Source organism: Vibrio sp. Vb1166 (assembly GCF_033338695.1).
In the GTDB taxonomy this organism is placed as follows: domain Bacteria; phylum Pseudomonadota; class Gammaproteobacteria; order Enterobacterales; family Vibrionaceae; genus Vibrio; species Vibrio alginolyticus.
This window is the reverse complement of record NZ_JAWOTE010000001.1, coordinates 331,857-349,820: the sequence shown is the minus strand read 5'-3', so window position 1 is coordinate 349,820 and position 17,964 is coordinate 331,857. Positions and strand designations below refer to the sequence as shown.

The 17,964-nt window shown below is 45.1% G+C and carries 14 protein-coding genes; 6 read left to right on the top strand and 8 right to left on the bottom strand.

Going from position 1 to position 17,964, the window contains the following annotated elements; translation table 11 throughout:
• Positions 1–205 precede the first annotated feature (205 nt).
• Positions 206–934 carry a UTRA domain-containing protein gene (locus R7E51_RS01445; protein ID WP_206957455.1) on the top strand — a complete coding sequence of 243 codons (729 nt, stop codon included), beginning with the start codon at positions 206–208 and terminating at the stop codon, positions 932–934.
• A gap of 62 nt (positions 935–996) precedes the next feature.
• Here R7E51_RS01445 and R7E51_RS01440 read toward each other — a convergent pair whose 3' ends face one another.
• The gene (locus R7E51_RS01440; RefSeq protein WP_005373846.1) at positions 997–2,583 is read right to left on the bottom strand and encodes a BCCT family transporter; all 1,587 of its coding nucleotides are present in this window, start codon (positions 2,581–2,583) and stop codon (positions 997–999) included.
• A 303-nt stretch (positions 2,584–2,886) separates the two neighbouring features.
• Between R7E51_RS01440 and R7E51_RS01435 the strand changes: the two genes are divergently transcribed.
• Positions 2,887–5,295: a beta-mannosidase gene (locus tag R7E51_RS01435; RefSeq protein ID WP_206957456.1), complete on the top strand. Its 2,409-nt coding sequence runs from the start codon at positions 2,887–2,889 to the stop codon at positions 5,293–5,295.
• Between the two features lie 101 nt (positions 5,296–5,396).
• Here R7E51_RS01435 and R7E51_RS01430 read toward each other — a convergent pair whose 3' ends face one another.
• Positions 5,397–5,651 carry a hypothetical protein gene (locus tag R7E51_RS01430; protein WP_017819806.1) on the bottom strand — a complete coding sequence of 85 codons (255 nt, stop codon included), beginning with the start codon at positions 5,649–5,651 and terminating at the stop codon, positions 5,397–5,399.
• A 166-nt stretch (positions 5,652–5,817) separates the two neighbouring features.
• Here R7E51_RS01430 and R7E51_RS01425 point away from each other — a divergent pair, with 166 nt between their 5' ends.
• The gene (locus tag R7E51_RS01425) at positions 5,818–6,177 is read left to right on the top strand and encodes a DUF6559 family protein (protein ID WP_206957457.1); all 360 of its coding nucleotides are present in this window, start codon (positions 5,818–5,820) and stop codon (positions 6,175–6,177) included.
• 137 nt (positions 6,178–6,314) lie between these two features.
• Positions 6,315–7,349, top strand: coding sequence for an ABC transporter substrate-binding protein (locus tag R7E51_RS01420; RefSeq protein WP_005387081.1), 1,035 nt, complete (start codon positions 6,315–6,317; stop codon positions 7,347–7,349).
• A gap of 106 nt (positions 7,350–7,455) precedes the next feature.
• Here the strand turns inward: R7E51_RS01420 and tyrS are convergent, their stop codons facing one another.
• The 4 genes from tyrS to ppsA form a co-directional block, all read right to left on the bottom strand.
• Positions 7,456–8,715 (bottom strand): tyrosine--tRNA ligase, encoded by a 1,260-nt coding sequence (tyrS, locus tag R7E51_RS01415; protein ID WP_206957458.1) that lies wholly within the window; start codon positions 8,713–8,715, stop codon positions 7,456–7,458.
• A gap of 82 nt (positions 8,716–8,797) precedes the next feature.
• Positions 8,798–9,604 carry a response regulator transcription factor gene (locus R7E51_RS01410; protein WP_021707696.1) on the bottom strand — a complete coding sequence of 269 codons (807 nt, stop codon included), beginning with the start codon at positions 9,602–9,604 and terminating at the stop codon, positions 8,798–8,800.
• Between the two features lie 193 nt (positions 9,605–9,797).
• Positions 9,798–10,577 (bottom strand): hypothetical protein, encoded by a 780-nt coding sequence (locus R7E51_RS01405; RefSeq protein WP_005373824.1) that lies wholly within the window; start codon positions 10,575–10,577, stop codon positions 9,798–9,800.
• Between the two features lie 170 nt (positions 10,578–10,747).
• On the bottom strand, positions 10,748–13,120 hold the full coding sequence (gene ppsA, locus R7E51_RS01400; RefSeq protein ID WP_005373822.1) for a phosphoenolpyruvate synthase: 2,373 nt from the start codon (positions 13,118–13,120) through the stop codon (positions 10,748–10,750).
• Between the two features lie 251 nt (positions 13,121–13,371).
• Between ppsA and ppsR the strand changes: the two genes are divergently transcribed.
• On the top strand, positions 13,372–14,208 hold the full coding sequence (gene ppsR, locus R7E51_RS01395; protein WP_005373820.1) for a posphoenolpyruvate synthetase regulatory kinase/phosphorylase PpsR: 837 nt from the start codon (positions 13,372–13,374) through the stop codon (positions 14,206–14,208).
• A 76-nt stretch (positions 14,209–14,284) separates the two neighbouring features.
• Here ppsR and ansB read toward each other — a convergent pair whose 3' ends face one another.
• Together ansB and R7E51_RS01385 are read right to left on the bottom strand one after the other, a co-directional pair.
• Positions 14,285–15,349, bottom strand: coding sequence for an L-asparaginase 2 (gene ansB / locus R7E51_RS01390; RefSeq protein ID WP_115386508.1), 1,065 nt, complete (start codon positions 15,347–15,349; stop codon positions 14,285–14,287).
• A gap of 370 nt (positions 15,350–15,719) precedes the next feature.
• Positions 15,720–16,976 (bottom strand): adenylosuccinate synthase, encoded by a 1,257-nt coding sequence (locus R7E51_RS01385; RefSeq protein WP_005373814.1) that lies wholly within the window; start codon positions 16,974–16,976, stop codon positions 15,720–15,722.
• Positions 16,977–17,081: 105 nt separating this feature from the next.
• Here R7E51_RS01385 and R7E51_RS01380 point away from each other — a divergent pair, with 105 nt between their 5' ends.
• Complete coding sequence (locus R7E51_RS01380) at positions 17,082–17,951, top strand: LysR family transcriptional regulator (RefSeq protein ID WP_005373812.1); 870 nt, start codon at positions 17,082–17,084, stop codon at positions 17,949–17,951.
• The last annotated feature ends 13 nt before the right edge of the window (positions 17,952–17,964 follow it).

Sequence of the window (17,964 nt, the reverse complement as noted above, 5' to 3'; positions counted from 1 at the left end):
CCATCCTTCTGGACTAGGTCAGTAAGTTCGCTTTGTATGCTATGGATGGAATGTGACGATTTAGCGCAAGTAATTTGACAGTTTTGCTGATTTTATGTGGCACTTATATTTCATACGTTCAGTATGTGTTCTGTTGATTAATGTCATATTTTTGTTACGTAAACGCCTTATGTTATTCGTCAAATTATCGTTGGACTAGATCAGAATGAGAGCGACAGGCACCGGACAATTTGGTACCCAATTAGGAAAAATTAGAAGCAGCTTAAAACAGCAGATTCTTTCCGGCATCATGTCGGAAGGACAAAAACTGCCGTCAGAGAGAGAGCTCAGTGAGCTGTTTTCTACAACTCGAATCACTATCAAAGATGCGTTGGTGTCTTTGGAAACGGAAGGTCTTATTTATCGAGAAGAGCGCCGGGGTTGGTATGTATCTCCTGAGCGTATCTGTTACAACCCGTTGTCTCGTTCTCACTTCCATCAGATGATTCGAGAGCAGCATCGTATTGCAGAAACTAAGTTACTCAACGTGCGAAGTGAAATGGCCGCAGGTGAGTATGCCAAATCGTTAGAGGTGGAGCGAATTACCCCAATTTATGTAATTGAACGGTTACGTTTTATTGATGGGCGAGCGGTATTGTTTGTTGAGAACGTGCTCAAAGCGGCACTGTTTGAGGGTATATTGTCTGAGAACCTCACCATGTCCCTGACGGGCATTTATCGTGAGAAGTATGGTTACGAGACAAAGCACTCTCGTTTTGATGTGATTCCAACGTCAGCTCCTGCTCATGTCGCTAAGGCGTTGAACCTAGCTGAAGGACAACCCGTTCTGAAAATTCGGCGGGTAAACTACAAACAAGATGGGCATTTAATGGACTGCGAATTCGAGTATTGGCGTCCAGACGCCGTGATGATTCGCATTGATAGCGTAGGATAAAGCGCAGAATTAAAAAGAGCCCAATGAAGGGCTCTTTTTCGCATATTGGTTAGAGAGGCGGTTTAAACGAGGCCTTGCTCTTTCGCCATTCTGCTTGCAATGCCGGGTGCTTTCCAAATGCTTGGCAGCAAAATGAAAGACACAGGTACGGCAGTAATTACAATGAAAGACTGCAATGCAGAAATACCACCAGAGCCCATTGAGATAAGCGCAATAGCGACAATACCCATAATCAGCCCCCAGAACGAGCGAATCACTGCGTTTGGTTCTGTTGAGCCCGTCATCACTACACTGATTGTGTAAGTCATCGAGTCACCCGTCGTCACGATAAATGTTGTCGTTAAGATCAGGAACAGAACCGAAATGATCATTGGGTAAGGTAATTCACCAGTAATCGCTAGCAGTGCTGCAGGCAAGTTAAAGCCTTCAAACGCAGATGAAATCAAACCAGGGTTATCAAGTTCAAACGCAAGGCCACTGCCACCAACGATACTAAACCAGAAGCAAGTAATCAGCGGTGCCGCGATGCTAATAGACATGATTAATTGGCGAATTGTACGACCACGAGAGATACGAGCAATAAAGATCGCCATCATTGGGCCATAACCGATAAACCAACCCCAGAAGAATACTGTCCACCAACTTAGCCAGCCTGTATCACCACGGTAAAGTGCCATAGGGAAGAAGTTATCCACCATACGACCAACGCCTTGCACGTAGCCATCAACGATAAAGCTTGTCGGCCCGAAGAACAGGATGTAACCAATTAATAGTACAGACAAAATGATGTTGTAACGACTGACGATTTGAATACCCTTGCTCAAACCGCTCAGTGCGGAAAGGGTATACATCAGGATCGCCGCCATGATAACCATGCTTTGCGTTACGAACGTATCTGGCAGGCCAAACAATGAGTTTAGCGCGTAGCTAATTTGTAAACCTAAGAAGCCGATAGGACCGATGGTTCCTGCTGCTACTGCAATGATGCTACATGCGTCAGCAACATCACCAATCCAGCCTTTAATGGCTTTATCACCAAAAACAGGGTAAAGCAGAGTACGCGGCTTAAGAGGCAGGCCTTTATCGTAATGCAAGTGCATTAAGACAATGGAAGATAGACCACCAAGGATCGCCCAAGCTAAGAAGCCCCAGTGCATAAAAGACTGAGATAGGGCATTGATTGCGGCAGTTTTCGGTGAGGCTTCCCCGTATAGAGGCGGAGCAGTCACAAAGTGCGCGATAGGCTCAGCTGCGGCCCAGAACACACCACCACCTGCAAGTAGAGTACAGAGTACGATTGACAACCACTTAAAGTTATCAATATCAGGTTTCGCTAGACCACCTAGGCGCACATAACCAGTGCGACCAAACGCAAGAGCCAAACCAATTAGGAAATTCAGAAGAAGCAGTACTTGCCAGTAAGCTCCGAAATATTTAGTAGCAAAGCCGAAGCCGGTGTTAACCATTGCGGTTAGAGAGTCGGTATTCGTTAGAGCAAGTAAAACGAATAGAGTGAGGAAGCTACCACTTAACCAAAAGACAGGATTGGTGAGTTCGAGGCGCTTGAGTAAAGATGGGGGATGAATAGCAGAATAGTCAGCATCCTGAATAGGCGCTGTGTGGGAGGCGGCATTCGTCATATTTGACATAATTACTTCGCTTTTTAGGGCTATGAAGCCGTGCATTTCCCCTCACATCGTTTCAACGAAAAGTGTGAGGATGTTCAAAAAGCCGATGATGTTAACATGTCGAAGTTGCAAATATAACCTTAGATTTCGATTAATTTTTAACAGGTTAGCCAAGTTGCTGATTTTTGGGTAGAGATCAAAAGAAAGAGTTTTTACGTGAAATGCACCGCATTTCGTATGTAATTAACATTTCCCTTGTTTTTGCATGGGATTATCAGGATTACATTGAGAAAACATGTTTTTCCCAAGCTAAGGTTTAACTCAATGGCTCACTTCGAACTTAACGGGCAGTGGATGCTTACCTCGCCACAGCGCCCCAATCTTGAAATTCCAATGTTTATTCCGGGCGATAATGTGTCGGCGCTTTTACAAGCAGAGCAGATTCCAGATCCTTATTTTGCCGATAATGAAAACAAAGTTCGATGGATTGAAGAGTGTGAGTGGCATATCTCGCGTGAGTTTGAAGTCGACGCGTTTACGTTGTCTGCCAAGCAAGTTTGGATGACGCTAACTCGTGTCGATACCTTGGCAGCTTTTTATATTAATGGTGAGTTAGCACTAACTTGCAGCAACATGTTTACTCAACAACGTGTGGATATTAAACCGCATTTAAAGCAAGGTACTAACACGATTCGGGTTGAGTTTGCTCGGGCGGATTTAGAAGGTATCGCAAGAGCAAAAAAACTGCCATTTCCTATTCCATCGGCAATGGGCAACAACCAAATTCCACACATGAACTTGATCCGCAAAACACAATGCCATTCCGGATGGGACTGGGGCATTTGCTTGATGGTATCGGGTATTTACGACCCCATTCAAATCGACATTGTGAATGAGCTTTGGCTCAAAGGCTTCTCGACAGAGCAGCAATGGCAAGCCGATGGGAGTGTGTTTCTTGATGTAGTAGTTGAAGTGGAAACGGACAGTCAACGCCATGAAATGATGGTTGAATTTAATGGTGAGCGTCAATGTATTCAAACAAAAGGAAGTGGTCACTATCATTGCCAGTTCCACATTTTGGAGCCTCAACGCTGGTGGCCATCGGGTTATGGCGAAGCGTATCTCTATCCCATTTCCATTTCTTGCAGAGAGCAAAAGTTAACGCACAACATTGGTTTGCGTCAGTTAACCCTAAATAACCAAGCTGATGAGCACGGCTCTGCAATGGAATTTATCGTCAATGGCGTACCGATTAATGCTAAAGGTGCCAACTGGATCCCTATTGACGCAATGCCGGGGCGAGAGTACGAAACACGTTATCGCAACCTTTTGCAAAGTGCGGTTGACGCCAACATGAACATGATTCGCGTATGGGGCGGTGGTCAGTACGAGAGTGAAACCTTTTATAACCTTTGTGATGAACTTGGCTTGTTGGTGTGGCAAGACATGATGTTCGCCTGCTCGTTGTACCCATCAAACGACGAGTTTTTAAAAGAGGTAGAAGAAGAACTTAGATTCCAAATCCCGAGGCTCAAGGAGCACCCATCAATCGCACTTTGGTGTGGTGACAATGAAGTGATTGGAGCTATTGGTTGGTATGACGAATCTAAGCGCAGTAAAGTCAAATACACGGTTAACTACGATCGCCTCAACCGCATGATTGAGAAGGAGATTACCGAGCAAGATAGCACTCGCCGTTTCTGGCCAAGTTCCCCATGTAATGGTGAACTGGATTTCGGTGATGCGTGGCATGATGATAGTAAAGGCGATATGCACTTTTGGGACGTTTGGCATTCAGGAAAATCATTCAGTGCCGACCTTGACGTGAATCCTCGTTTTTGCTCTGAGTTTGGTTTTCAATCTTGGCCATCTTTTGCTGAAGTTAAGCGGTTTGTCCCTGAGCAAGACTGGAATATTACATCCCCAACTTTCGAACAACATCAGAAGAACCCTCGTGGTAATAGTATTATCACAGAGATGTTCACGCGCTATTTTCGTTTTCCCTCTGGATTTGAGAGCATGCTGTATTTAAGTCAAGTTCAGCAGGCAATCGCGATCAAAACTGCTTGCGATCATTGGCGTGCCATTTCTCCAGTTTGTCGCGGCATGCTGTACTGGCAACTCAACGACAATTGGCCTGTCAGTTCTTGGTCTAGTTTGGAATACAGTGGTCGATGGAAGCAGTTGCACTACCATGCAAAACGCTTTTTTGCGCCGCAGTATTTGGTATTTTCCGAGCATACAGGCAAGTTGAGCCTACATTTGCTCAATGATGCAAAAGAGTCCGCAAGCGTCAACGCACTGCTTAAGTGGGTAGATTGGCAAGGGGAAGAAAAGCAATGTTGGAGCTTAGAACAAACAGTCATAGCAGACAGCAATACGATTTTGTGGCAGTTGGATGAATTGATCGAGAAGGATGAACTTACGTCAGGCTTCTTCTATGTTGAAGCGCAAATCGGTGAAGACAGAATAAGCAACACATGGTTTAGTACTCACGAGCTAAAAACCTTGCCGATAGCGAAAGCCAATATAGATGTCTCTATTGAAGGGAGGCGAATTACATTGATTGCGGATAAGCCTGCGTTTTTTGTTCATTTGGAGAGTGATGCTGATGGAAGGTTCAGTGACTCTAGTTTTACTCTGTTGGCCAAGGTTCCAATGACGGTTGAGTATTTAGGTGATCATGTTTCAGGTATGCAGCAGTCGTTGAGGGTATACCACCTTAATGATTAAAGCGGGCATAGAACATCTATATGCTGATAACTAAAAAGGGAGCATTTGCTCCCTTTTTAGTTATTAAGTATCCGTTATTAAGCTCAGGTTGAGACAGAAGTTTATTTAAGTTTCTGATGGACCCGATAGCTAACGACAAAGCCAATGTAGAATAGTGCAGCAAGAGTAATCACTGCCGTCGCGTACGCCAGCAGGCTGTTTAACCCTAAACCAAAAGCCAAAGTAAAGGCGATACCATGAATGGCTTCCGCAGGGATTCGGTACCAAGCAGAGTGGACGGAAGATCCGAAGAGGATAAAGGTACTAAGTAAGACAATCGTGCCGCCTATAAAGCCGACCCATCTGCTGTTGTTCATGTTGCAGTCTCAGGGGTTACCGAGGTAACGTAACAAAATATTTCAGGATCGTATTATACAACCGATCATCGCGAAAAGCGCTAGAGAAATTTCGCGGATAAAACAGAGTGTTTTAATTCGAACAAAAGAATACGACATAGCCAACTTAATACAGGAATAACAAAACATGTTGAGATTTATACAACGTCGCCGCATTAAGAAAGTGATTAAGCTAATGAGTACCAGATTGATAGTGGGATACGGCAGTCGTGAGTACTTTTCGGTTGGTCAGGTAAAGACGAGCACCAGTGAGTTAAGCGCGTGCCAACAAAAAATTGCGTTGGCATTATATGCGGATCCGCAAGATCTTGATTTGGAAAATCAACCAGAGTTGCAAGCAATACGCTCTGACGTGGCGCATGATTTCTTTTCTGGTGCCGACTATACCGCTCAAGATGTGCTTAATTTACTCGGCTCTGGTGGCTGGAAAGGCGGCCGAATGGAAGATGGAATGTCTCATCATTTTGGTATGCACAGTCGCTATTAAAAACATGCGTTAATTTTATAAATTCGATAAATATTTTTGCTGTTAAAGATTAATTAAATTTTCTTTCAATTGGGTAACAATTACCTAATTATGCACCCGAATCCCAGCGCGTCGCTGGACTGGTTGGATTGCATACCATGAAATTAATCATCAAAGGATTGGGGCTGAGTGCTCTTGTGCTCAGCATGTTTGCTCATGCAGATAGCAAAACGTTGAACGTTTATGCATGGGGTGGCTATTTGCCGGAAGCATCGTTAAAAGCGTTTGAAAAACAAGAAGGCGTTACGATTAATTATTCGACATTTGAGAATAATGAATCAATGTACACTAAGCTGAAATTGCTAAAAGGTTCTGGCTACGATGTGGTTTTTGCTTCTGCGTACTTCATTGAAAAAATGGGTCGAGAAGGGCTGCTTTCGAAAATAGATCACGCTCAAGTGCCAAACATGCAAGACACAATGGACGGCTTACTTGGCCAAGCGCACGATCCGAAAAATGATTACTCTCTGCCTTATATTTGGGGCATTACCGGGATCAGCTACAACGAATCCATGGTTGAGCAACCAGTGAAAAAATGGGCTGACTTATGGGAGTCGCAATACGAACAACAAGTCATGTTGATTGATGATGTCCGCGACGTGTTCGGTATGGCGCTGAAGAAAAATGGCCATAGCGTGAACACCAAAGATGAAGCTGAAATCGAGCAGGCTTTTGATTCTCTAGTCGCGCTGAAAAACAACGTATTACTGTATAACTCAGATGCGCCGCAAGTCCCTTACGTGTCCGGTGAAACATCGGTCGGCATGCAATGGAACGGCAACGCATTCCAAGGACAGGTTGAAATGCCTGAGCTGAAGTTCGTGATGCCGGAAGAGGGCGCGGTATTGTGGATGGACAACTTCACTATTCCGTCTGGCAGTAAAAACAAAGCATTGGCGCATAAATTTATTAACTTCATGTACCAATCAGAGAACCAAGCGGAAATCGTGACCAGTTTGGGTTATGCGTCGGCAACGAACGCTGGGCGTGACAAATTGCCAGAAGAATTGAAAAACAACCGTACTATTTTCCCTTCATCAGAAGACATGAAAAAAGGCGAGTTTATTAATGATGTTGGCGCAGAAACGTTAGCGATTTACGAAAAGTACTGGCAACGTTTAAGAACGCAATAAGCAACGCCTTTGCCTATTGTTAGGCTTAAAATCGTTCAAATTTGAATTCCCCTCATCACGAAAGCGGTGAGGGGAATTTTTTATGGGCTTTGTACTTCGAGTGTTACTACGCGGCACGCTTCACGACGCAGAAGTGCTTTTTACCGCGTTGCAGTAACCAATATTGATCAAACAGTGGGAAGCTTAAACTCGGGTTATCAGCCGCCACTTTTTCACCGTTTACACTGATGGCGTTGTTGCTGATGTGTTCGCGTGCAACACGCTTCGAACTTGCTAAGCCCGACTCAATCAACAGCTCAACCAAATCTTGTTGTGTGCTCTCAATGCTTGGTAAACCATCCAACTCCAACTGTTTTAATTCACCCAAACTCAGTTGTTGCACATTACCGCTGAATAAAGCTTGAGTGATACGCTCGGCACTGGCTAGGCCGTCTTCGCCATGAACAAATCGCGTCATTTCCTCAGCGAGAATACGTTGTGCTTGTGGCTTGCTTTGGCTTGCTTGGTCTTGCGCTTCAATGCTGGCAATTTCTTCGCAGCTCAAGAACGTGTAGTAACGCAAGAAGTGGTAAACGTCGGCGTCTTCTGCGCCAAGCCAGAACTGGTAGAACGCGTAAGGAGAGGTTTTGCTAGGATCTAGCCATACTGCGCCGCCTTCGGTTTTGCCAAATTTGGTACCATCGGATTTGGTGATCAGCGGCAGAGTTAAGCCAAATACTTGCTCACCATTTTGACGGCGAGTTAAATCGATCCCGCTGACGATGTTTCCCCATTGGTCATTGCCACCGATTTGCAAACGGCAACCGTATCGACGGTTTAGCTCGGCAAAATCGTACGATTGCAGTAGGGCGTAGCTAAATTCGGTGAAGGAGATACCTTGGTCAGGTCGTTGCAGGCGTTGTTTTACCGATTCTCGGTTGACCATAGTATTGATCGAGAAGTGCTTACCCACATCGCGGAAGAAGTCGATCACATTGATCGCTTTCATCCAGTCAGCGTTGTTCACCATGATCATCGGCTTGGTCAGTTGGTGGTTCATCAACTGCTGAATTTGATTAGAAAGATCGTTTACCCAGCCTGAGACGATTTCCTCTGAGTTCAGACTGCGCTCAGTCGCTTTAAAGCTTGGGTCGCCAATCATGCCCGTTGCACCGCCAATCAAGGCAACAGCTTGGTGTCCGGCATCTTGAAAGCGCTTAAGCATAATCAAAGGCACGAGGTGGCCGATATGCAAACTGCCAGCTGTAGGATCGAAGCCGCAGTAAACGGTTTGTGGCTGTGAGAGAAGTGTCTGAATTTCTTCCAAATCGCTGGCTTGTGCAATCAAGCCACGATCTTGTAAATCTTGCAGTAATGGTGTCGTCATTCTTCTTGTCTGTCTTAGTGGTTGTTACATTCAGACTAAAACGCGACACCTTTTCTCGATATATCCCTTAAGGGACAGTTTTTTATCTTGAATGGAGAATGAGGTGATTGAGGAAAAGCTGGAATAACTCACTCAATGAAGACACATTTAATTGCGAGTAAATTCGCTTTCGATGATTTTTGACCGTGCCTTGAACTAAGTGTAACCGCGCGGCAATTTCTTTTGTGTCAAACCCTTGAGCGAGAAGCGAAGCTACCTCTTGTTCGCGACGGGTGAGTGATTCTACGCCAAACGTTGCTAAAGCTTGCTCAATGGCTAATCGCATACTGCCAGAATAAGCACTCTGTGCAAAAACAGGCTCAGAAAAGGTAAATTCCGTTTGTTTCCAATGCTGCTGACAAAGCGACTGAATTATCGGGAAATAGGGCTTTAGCTTATTGATTTGTTGCTGAGAAAAGTATTTTCCATCAGTCATATATCCGAAGTACAGCATGACCCAACGGCCAGATTCAACTTCGACTAGCATGCTAAGCTCGTCTTTCCACCCTGTTTGATGATAGAACTGCTCGCAGTATGAGGTGAAGTCAACGCCTTTACGCGCCACGTCTTTGAGCGTAAATACGCCTTGTTGCTTTGTCTCGTTTAGTTTGAGAAAAAAAGGGTCATTTTGAAATGAGTCAGTAAGGTAGCGTTGAAAAAGTAACTCTCGCTCGTTCTCAATTGAGTCGTAGAGATAAATAGGATGTTTACCTTCTCGGTAACCTAAAATAACTGCGCAATCAAAATGAAAAAGAGTGCGAATGACACGCATAAGTTTAGGAGTAAAGTTAGGCGTGTTAAGAGCAGAAATTGCTTCTGCTAGCAGATTATTAAAGTTATTGTCAGGCATGGGATACCGAATTGCAGGTGGTTTTGCGCAAGCATAACCAAAACCAATCCAACGAGAAAGGGAAGTCGCCATCTTCTGGTGACTTCCATAGAGAAAGTTGTGTAAGTGCTCAGTTTTGAGGAATCATAGCCCCGTTAACTTATTGATAAGGGTGCATAACAACGGTTTTATTTAAGCAATTAGTTGCTATGCATTACTGCGAGTTAGTGAGCTCTTCATTAACCCAATATTTAGAACCAGACACGTTAGCATCGATGAGCAAACCTTTAGCGTTCAGCTGATAGACGGCGACGCCGCTGTTAAATTGTTTTGAAAGTTGCTCTGAATCTTCGCCCGCAACAGCAGAGGCTTCACTTGTGGCCTCCCATCCTTCGTTGACGAACGTATCAAAGTCTTCTTTGCTCTCAAACAGAACCACTTGTTGGTAAAATTTGCCGCCAGCCCCAAGTGCAACGCCCAAACCAAACATATTCATATAAGTGCGTTCTTCTGTTTCCTTATTCACTGCGACTCCTGACCCTGAGTTGGTGTGAAACAGCAAAGATAATTTACGAGAATCAAAGACCGCGTAGCCGTACGCGTTGTCGTAAATAGCTTTTGCCTCCGGCTTTTCATTAAATAACTTGAGCAAAGCGCTATCTGCCATTAAGTCCACGGCTTGGCGAGCTTCTTCTGGCGTATCGCCTTCCATCAGCTCATCAATTTTTTTGTCGGCAGCATCTATCCATTCTTTGCTTTTCTCGATGCTGGCTTCTGTCCATTCGCCTGCGGTATTGATCGCTTCCTCGGACCAATTCGTGAAATCTTGCCACGCTTGTTTTGAAAACGCTTTGGTGTCGTCCCAAGCATCTTGGGCAGTATCAGAAACTGCGTCGCCAAGCTCAGACATTTTATTGGAAATTTCATCCCAATCGGCATAAGCAGGGGATGCCAGGAGCATCAATGTAGTAAGGAGTGCGATAGGCTTTTTCATCAAATTCTCTCTGGAGTTATCGATATACCATTCATTTTAGGTCATCAGACTTTGATAATGAAATTGACTAAATGACGAACTTGAGAGAGGAATCACGAACTGATTGTGAAATGACGTGTGAATAACAAAGCCCTCACAAGGGGAGTGTGAGGGCTAGAGTTTATCGTGTGTTACTTGCTGCTAACTTTACCGAGTTTTAACCAAGTATCGATAACCGTATCTGGGTTTAGTGATACAGAGCTAATACCTTGATCCATTAGCCATTCCGCTAGGTCGTCGTGGTCTGATGGGCCTTGACCACAAATACCAACGTATTTGCCTGCTTTTGTTGCCGCATCAATCGCCATCTGAAGCATCACCTTAACCGCTGGGTTGCGCTCATCAAATAGATGTGCGACATCGCCAGAGTCACGGTCAAGACCAAGCGTTAGCTGAGTCATGTCGTTTGAGCCAATCGAGAAGCCATCAAAGTACTTCAAGAACTCATCGGCAAGGACCGCGTTGGATGGCAGTTCGCACATCATGATGACTTTAAGACCCTGATCGCCACGGCGCAGATCAAACTTCGCTAGCAAATCAATCACTGATGCTGCTTCGCTTGGTGTACGCACAAATGGGATCATGATTTCAACGTTTTTCAGACCCATTTCGTTACGAACGCGTTTGATTGCTTGAGTTTCTAGCTCGAAGCAGTCTTCAAACACTGGAGAAATGTAACGAGACGCGCCACGGAAGCCAAGCATTGGGTTTTCTTCATGCGGTTCGTATGCTTTACCGCCAACCAAGTTGCTGTATTCGTTAGACTTAAAGTCAGACATACGAACAATAACGCGTTTCGGCCAAAATGCCGCAGCAATGGTTGCGATACCTTCTGTCAGTTTGCTTACGTAGAAATCGATAGGATCTTTGTAACCACGAATACGCTGAGTGATTTCTGCTTTTAGCTCATCGCTTTGTGCATCAAAGTTAAGTAATGCTTTCGGGTGGATACCAATCATCTTATTGATGATGAATTCAAGACGAGCAAGACCAACACCTTCATTTGGAATTTGTGCGAAGTCAAACGCGCGATCAGGGTTACCCACGTTCATCATCACTTTTGTTGGTAGCAGTGGCAGTTCATCAACAGAAGAGCGTTTTACGTCAAACTCAAGTTCACCTTGGTAAACGTAGCCCGTTTCACCTTCAGAACAAGATACGGTCACGGTTGCACCATCGGTTAACTTGCTTGTCGCATCGCCACAGCCAACGATCGCAGGAATACCAAGCTCACGAGCGATGATGGCAGCGTGGCAAGTACGGCCACCACGGTTGGTTACGATTGCAGATGCTTTTTTCATCACTGGTTCCCAATCTGGGTCAGTCATGTCTGTAACTAGCACGTCACCTTCTTGGACTAGAGACATTTGGTCCAGAGAGTCAACCAAGCGAACCACGCCTTTACCGATGCGCTGACCGATTGCACGACCTTCAACCAAAACATCTGCTTTGTTTTGTAGTTCGTAGCGCTCAATCACATTTTGTTCCGTTTGCGAACATACGGTTTCAGGACGCGCTTGAACAATGTACAGCTTGCCATCAATGCCATCTTTTGCCCATTCAATGTCCATTGGACGCTGATAGTGCTTTTCGATGATCATTGCTTGCTTTGCGAGCTCTTTGATCTCGTCGTCGTTCAATGAGAACGTGTTGCGCTCTTCATCAGAAGTATCAACGATATCAACTTGTTTGCCGATTTCTTGGTTATCTGAGTAGATCATTTTGATCAACTTAGAACCAAATGTTTTCTTAACGATTGGGTGTTCGCCTGCTTCAAGCATTGGCTTGTGAACGTAGAACTCGTCAGGGTTTACTGCACCTTGAACGACCATCTCGCCTAGACCCCATGAAGAGGTGATGAAGACAACTTGGTCGAAACCCGATTCAGTGTCTAGTGTAAACATAACACCCGACGAGGCTTTATCTGAACGCACCATACGTTGGATACCCGCAGATAGCGAGATGCCACGGTGGTCGAACCCTTGGTGAACGCGGTAAGAAATCGCACGGTCGTTAAATAGAGAAGCGTAAACGTGCTTAGTTGCTTCTAGTACTGCGTCGATGCCTTTCACGTTCAAAAACGTTTCTTGCTGACCAGCAAAAGAAGCATCAGGTAGGTCTTCTGCCGTAGCAGATGAACGAACTGCGACTGAAAGCTCAGGATTGCCTTCGATCAGTTCTTGGTAATTTTCACGAATTTCTTGTTCAAGGTCCGCAGGGAAAGGGGCCTCTAATACCCATTGACGAATGTTTGCACCTGTCTTACGCAGAGCTTCTACATCTTCAACGTCTAGTTCATCGAGTAATTGGTGAATACGCTCATCCAAACCTTCGTGGTCAAGGAATTGGTTAAACGCGTATGAGGTTGTCGCAAAACCATTTGGTACAGAAACGCCTGCGTTTGCTAGGTTAGAAACCATTTCGCCAAGTGAAGCATTCTTACCGCCGACTTTGTCGACATCATCCATGGATAGGCCATTGAACCAGAGGGTGTTCTTTTGCATGTCTTTCTCCAGAAACATTGCAGCTTAGTAGGGGGACTTAAATCGATCTAAACAATCGCATGTTGGCTGTTATTACACGTTGACCATACATTGCTTCATTTAGATTGATATCAAAGGCAAACGATTACGTTCTGGCTGAAAAAAATTCAAAAGAATTTTTAAAGCTGTGGTGAACCTAACTGAAAGCCAAACTGATTTATTAATATTATGTGTACCATCCTACTCAAAAGATTTTGAAAAATTAAACAGAAATGCAAATAAATAACCAAAGTCGTGATGTATTCTATGTTTCTGACGGTACGGCGATAACATGTGAGACATTAGGGCATGTTGTTCTCGGTCAATTTCCGTTCATTCCTAACGAAAAAACCTTTCCGTTTGTAGAAAGCCAGGACAAAGCTACTGACGTAGTCAAAGAAATTGAAACTTCCTACCAGCGCAATGGCGTCAAACCTCTGGTCTTTTTCTCAATTGTCGTTCCAGAAGTACGTGAAATGCTGCTTGAAGCGCCGGCATACAGTTACGATGTGTTGGAGAGTATTGTGCAGAAAGTGCAAGACGACATTCAGATGGCACCAAAGCCTAAGTTGCAGCGTTCTCGCAGCGTGGGGAAAGATTCCGACACCTATTTTGACCGTATTGCGGCTATTGAATACACATTGGCGCATGATGATGGCATCACGCTAAAAGGGTTGGAACAAGCCGATATTATCCTGCTGGGAGTATCGCGCAGCGGAAAAACGCCGACTAGCTTGTACATGGCGATGCAATTTGGTTTACGTGTTGTGAACTATCCGTTCATTGCGGAAGATGTGAAGATGATGCGTTTGTTGCCTGAGTTTGAGATCCATCGTCATAAGTTGTTTGGGCTGACGATCGATCCCGAGCGCTTGACTGAAATCCGTGAGAATCGTTTGTCTGGAAGTGATTACGCTAGCACAGAGCAGTGCAAGCTGGAGCTAGACACTGTTGAGGCGTTGTTTAGAAGAGAGGCGATCCCATATATCAATACGTCCTCTCTATCTGTTGAGGAAATTACTACGCGTATTCTGGAAAAAGCAGGAATGAAGCGTCGCTTGTTTGGCTAACAAGAGACGCTCATGTCGCTATGTGTAAGAGGAGGTGAGGTGTGTACCTCCTCTATCGAATGAACCTTAGACAGAATTAATAGTATTGGAACATCTTTTGGATGTCTTGATAGTTTTTGGTCTGAGTCAGTGACAGCATCAGTAAGATACGTGCTTTTTGTGGGTTCAATGTACCAGCGGCAACAAAGCCGTATTTTTCGTCATCAATTTCAGCATCCAAAGTGGTTGAGCCGCTAGGCGTTCGGGAGCTTCTTACAACAACAACGCCATCTTTACTCGCTTTCTCTAGCTCATCAAACACAGTGTGGTACAAGTTACCATTACCGACACCAGCACTTACGATGCCGTCAAACTTCGCATCCACAAAGGCTTTCACTGGCAAATTGGAGGCATTTGCATAGTTATAAACAATACCGACCTTAGGCAACTTAGTAAGCTTTGATACATCGAATGGGGTTTCTGTCGTATGTTTACGCTCTGGGCTTCGTTGATATTTGGCATCGCTATTATGAATGTAGCCGATAGCACCAAAGTTGGGTGACTGGAAAGTGCTGACGGAGGTTGTATTGGTTTTTGTCACATCTCGCGCATCGAAAATCGTGTCATTCATTGCGACTAGCACGCCACGTCCTTCTGAATCTTCATCGGTGGCTGTTACGACTGCATTGTATAAGTTGACTGGTCCATCAGCACTCATTGCGGTGGAAGGACGCATTGCACCGACGATCACGACAGGCTTTTTGCTCTTGACGGTCAGATCAAGGAAGTAAGCGGTTTCCTCTAACGTATCCGTACCATGAGTAATGACGATGCCGTCAACATCATCTTGAGCGAGTAGCTCATTAACTCTTTTCGATAATTTTAGCCACACTTCATCATTCATATCTTGTGAACCGATACTGACCACTTGCTCTCCAGAAATATCGGCAATCTTGGTCATACTCGGCACCGCAGAAATCAATGATTCAACGCCGACTTTACCTGCTGTGTAGTTTGACTCTGTTGCAGATTGACCTGCGCCTGCTATGGTGCCGCCAGTGGCAAGAATTTTAATGTTCGGAAGATCGGATTGCGCGAAAGACAAAGAACTAAGGCACAAACCAAGGGTTATCGTACTGAGGCGGAAAAGATTTTTCGTCATGGGAATCACCTGCTGTTAGGTTGGATGTTGGGGAACTCATCTATCCTAAAAACAGCGGGTTAGATTTTTTGAGTACTAGTTCAACAAATTGCAGATGAAGATCGTGATCAACTAATCACTTAAAGAATATCAAATCAACCAGTTAACCTAATTGACGTGCTTCTTTAACAAGTGAGATGTGCTAGTAACGTGCACAACGTGTTAAGTCCTATAATTTATTGATTTATAAATAAAGGAGGTAGGAGTCTCGTGATGAGGTTATTAAACATGAATTTAGCCGTGCAATTTTCCAAAGTTTACAGTGTAAAAAAAAGCGGCTTTACCCCGGAACAGATAAAAGCCGCTTGCCAATGATGTGTTAATTCACATCTTATCGCATAATCATTTGTTCACGACCAGGACCCACAGACACCATTTTTACTGGTACGCCCATGAGTTCCTCAATGCGTAGAACGTATTTCTGTGCTGCTACTGGAAGCTCTTCAAACTTACGACAACCTGTGATGTCCTCGCTCCAGCTTTCCATCTTCTCGTAGATTGGCGCAAGAGAGGCAGTTTGAGGCCAGATTGGGTTTTCGCTGTGGTCGCCTTCGTAGCCAACACAGATTTTCAGATCGTTAAGGCCAGTCAAACAGTCTACTTTCGTTAGTGCAATTTCAGTTGCTGCTTGCAGTTCAACGCCATTTTTCGTAGCGACTGCGTCGAAGTAGCCCATGTCGCGTGGACGACCCGTAGTTGCACCGAACTCGCCAGCAAGTTCGCGGAAAGCGTCTTGCTCTTCCATTGCAGTGATCAACGTACCAGTACCCACTGATGAGCTGAAGGCTTTTGCAACCGCAATAACGCGTTCAGGACGCAGTGCCGGAAGGCCACTACCGATACCCGCGTACATTGATACAACGTTAGAAGATGTTGTCCAAGGGTACTCACCGTAAACAAGGTCACGACCCGCGCCAAGCTGCGCTTCGAACAATAGAGTTTTGTCTTTCGCTTGTAGTTCTTTTAGAGGAAGCGTTACGTTGCAAATTGAATCGCGCCAAGGTGCAGAGACTTCTAGCAGCCAGTTCGCCAGTTCTTCAGCGGTTTGTTCAAACTCGAACGTCGGGTAAAGTGCACGCAGTTGCGGCAGTTTCCAATCCATCATGAATTGAAGGCGTTCAACCAATACTTCTGGTTGCTTCAACCAACCAACTAGGATGCCTTTCTTCATTACGCGGTCACCGTAAGCAGGTGCAATACCTTGACGAGTTGAACCGTATGCTTTGTCGCCTAAACGTTGTTCTTCTAGCGTATCTTCTAGTGCGTGTAGCGGTAGACACAGTGTTGCGCGATCAGAGATGCACATATTCACTTTTACGCCTGCTTCTTCAACTTCCGCAATCTCCTGAGACAGCAACGCAGGGCTGATAACCATACCCGGACCTAACACTGCCAAACAGTCTGGGTTGAATACGCCACTTGGTAGCTGGTGCAGCTTAAACGTACCTAGATCGTTAACCACGGTGTGACCCGCGTTGTTACCACCTTGGAAACGAATGCTCGCAGAAGCTTGCTCTGCCAAAAAGTCAACGATGCGGCCTTTGCCTTCATCACCCCAGTTTGCACCCACAACAACGATAGACGACATAATTTAATCTCCAAAAACAGATGCAAAAATCTTAAGGTGTTCGCCATAATAAGAGAAATTAATTATACTCATTAACTTGATAAGAATCTCATATCGGAATTGGCAATGTTAGATTTGAACTGGCTGCGAACCTTCGTAACTCTTGCAGAGGTAAAACACTTTGGTAAAACAGCGACGGAACTCCACATGACACAGCCGAACGTAAGTTTGCATATCAAGCAGCTGGAGCAAGCCACGCGCACGAAATTGATTGAGCGAAATCCTGTGCAGTTGACGCAAGCGGGGAAGCGTTTGTTAGCTACGGCGCAGCGGATGCTTAATGAGCTGCAAATTTGTCAGTCGGATCTCAATGCCATCAACGATCTTACGCAGGGGACGCTTTCTATTGCGGCGAGCGATATTGTTTCACGTTTACTGCTTATCAAACCATTTCAGCAATTCAAAAGTGAATATCCGGGGATCGACTTGGCATTGTTCAATACCACATCTTCTCAAGCGGTGGATTTGGTGAAAAGTGCGCGTGCCGATATCGGCTTTGTTATCGCACAAAAAGAGAGTCAACCGCTGCATTTTACGCCTCTCACGCAAATTCACTGGTGTGCGTTTGGCGATAACATTTTTGAGTGGCAAGACAATCGAAAAGAGAGCCAGACGCTGATCCTGCTAGGGCACGATACTCGAACCCGAGAGCTGATTGATGCGTCTTTACCTGAACTAAATCTGCCTAAGCATCGCGTGATGGAAGTGGGCAGTGTGGAAGCACAAATCGACTGGGCGGAAGCGGGGTTTGGGACTGCTATTGTGCCGGATTTTTCGCTCGATCCGAGATTAAAGCTTTCTCGAGAAGTTACGCCTTTGCCAAGTTTTCCAAACACTGATTTCGGCTACATCGTGCGTCAAAATCAGGTGTTATCCAAAGCGGCAAAACAGTTGTTGGCTTGGGTTGGCGAGAATGTGTCGGTGGTTGAGGGCTAAGGCGATGAAAGAA

Bases quoted from the DNA above. Each gene is read 5' to 3' on its own strand.
- ansB (WP_115386508.1), bottom strand. From the start codon at position 15,349: ATGACGAAAAATCTTTTCCGCCTCAGTACGATAACCCTTGGTTTGTGC.
- R7E51_RS01425 (WP_206957457.1), top strand. From the start codon at position 5,818: ATGTTGAGATTTATACAACGTCGCCGCATTAAGAAAGTGATTAAGCTA.
- ppsR (WP_005373820.1), top strand. From the start codon at position 13,372: ATGCAAATAAATAACCAAAGTCGTGATGTATTCTATGTTTCTGACGGT.
- R7E51_RS01385 (WP_005373814.1), bottom strand. From the start codon at position 16,976: ATGTCGTCTATCGTTGTTGTGGGTGCAAACTGGGGTGATGAAGGCAAA.
- R7E51_RS01440 (WP_005373846.1), bottom strand. From the start codon at position 2,583: ATGTCAAATATGACGAATGCCGCCTCCCACACAGCGCCTATTCAGGAT.
- R7E51_RS01405 (WP_005373824.1), bottom strand. From the start codon at position 10,577: ATGAAAAAGCCTATCGCACTCCTTACTACATTGATGCTCCTGGCATCC.
- ppsA (WP_005373822.1), bottom strand. From the start codon at position 13,120: ATGCAAAAGAACACCCTCTGGTTCAATGGCCTATCCATGGATGATGTC.
- R7E51_RS01420 (WP_005387081.1), top strand. From the start codon at position 6,315: ATGAAATTAATCATCAAAGGATTGGGGCTGAGTGCTCTTGTGCTCAGC.
- R7E51_RS01430 (WP_017819806.1), bottom strand. From the start codon at position 5,651: ATGAACAACAGCAGATGGGTCGGCTTTATAGGCGGCACGATTGTCTTA.
- tyrS (WP_206957458.1), bottom strand. From the start codon at position 8,715: ATGACGACACCATTACTGCAAGATTTACAAGATCGTGGCTTGATTGCA.
- R7E51_RS01435 (WP_206957456.1), top strand. From the start codon at position 2,887: ATGGCTCACTTCGAACTTAACGGGCAGTGGATGCTTACCTCGCCACAG.
- R7E51_RS01380 (WP_005373812.1), top strand. From the start codon at position 17,082: ATGTTAGATTTGAACTGGCTGCGAACCTTCGTAACTCTTGCAGAGGTA.
- R7E51_RS01445 (WP_206957455.1), top strand. From the start codon at position 206: ATGAGAGCGACAGGCACCGGACAATTTGGTACCCAATTAGGAAAAATT.
- R7E51_RS01410 (WP_021707696.1), bottom strand. From the start codon at position 9,604: ATGCCTGACAATAACTTTAATAATCTGCTAGCAGAAGCAATTTCTGCT.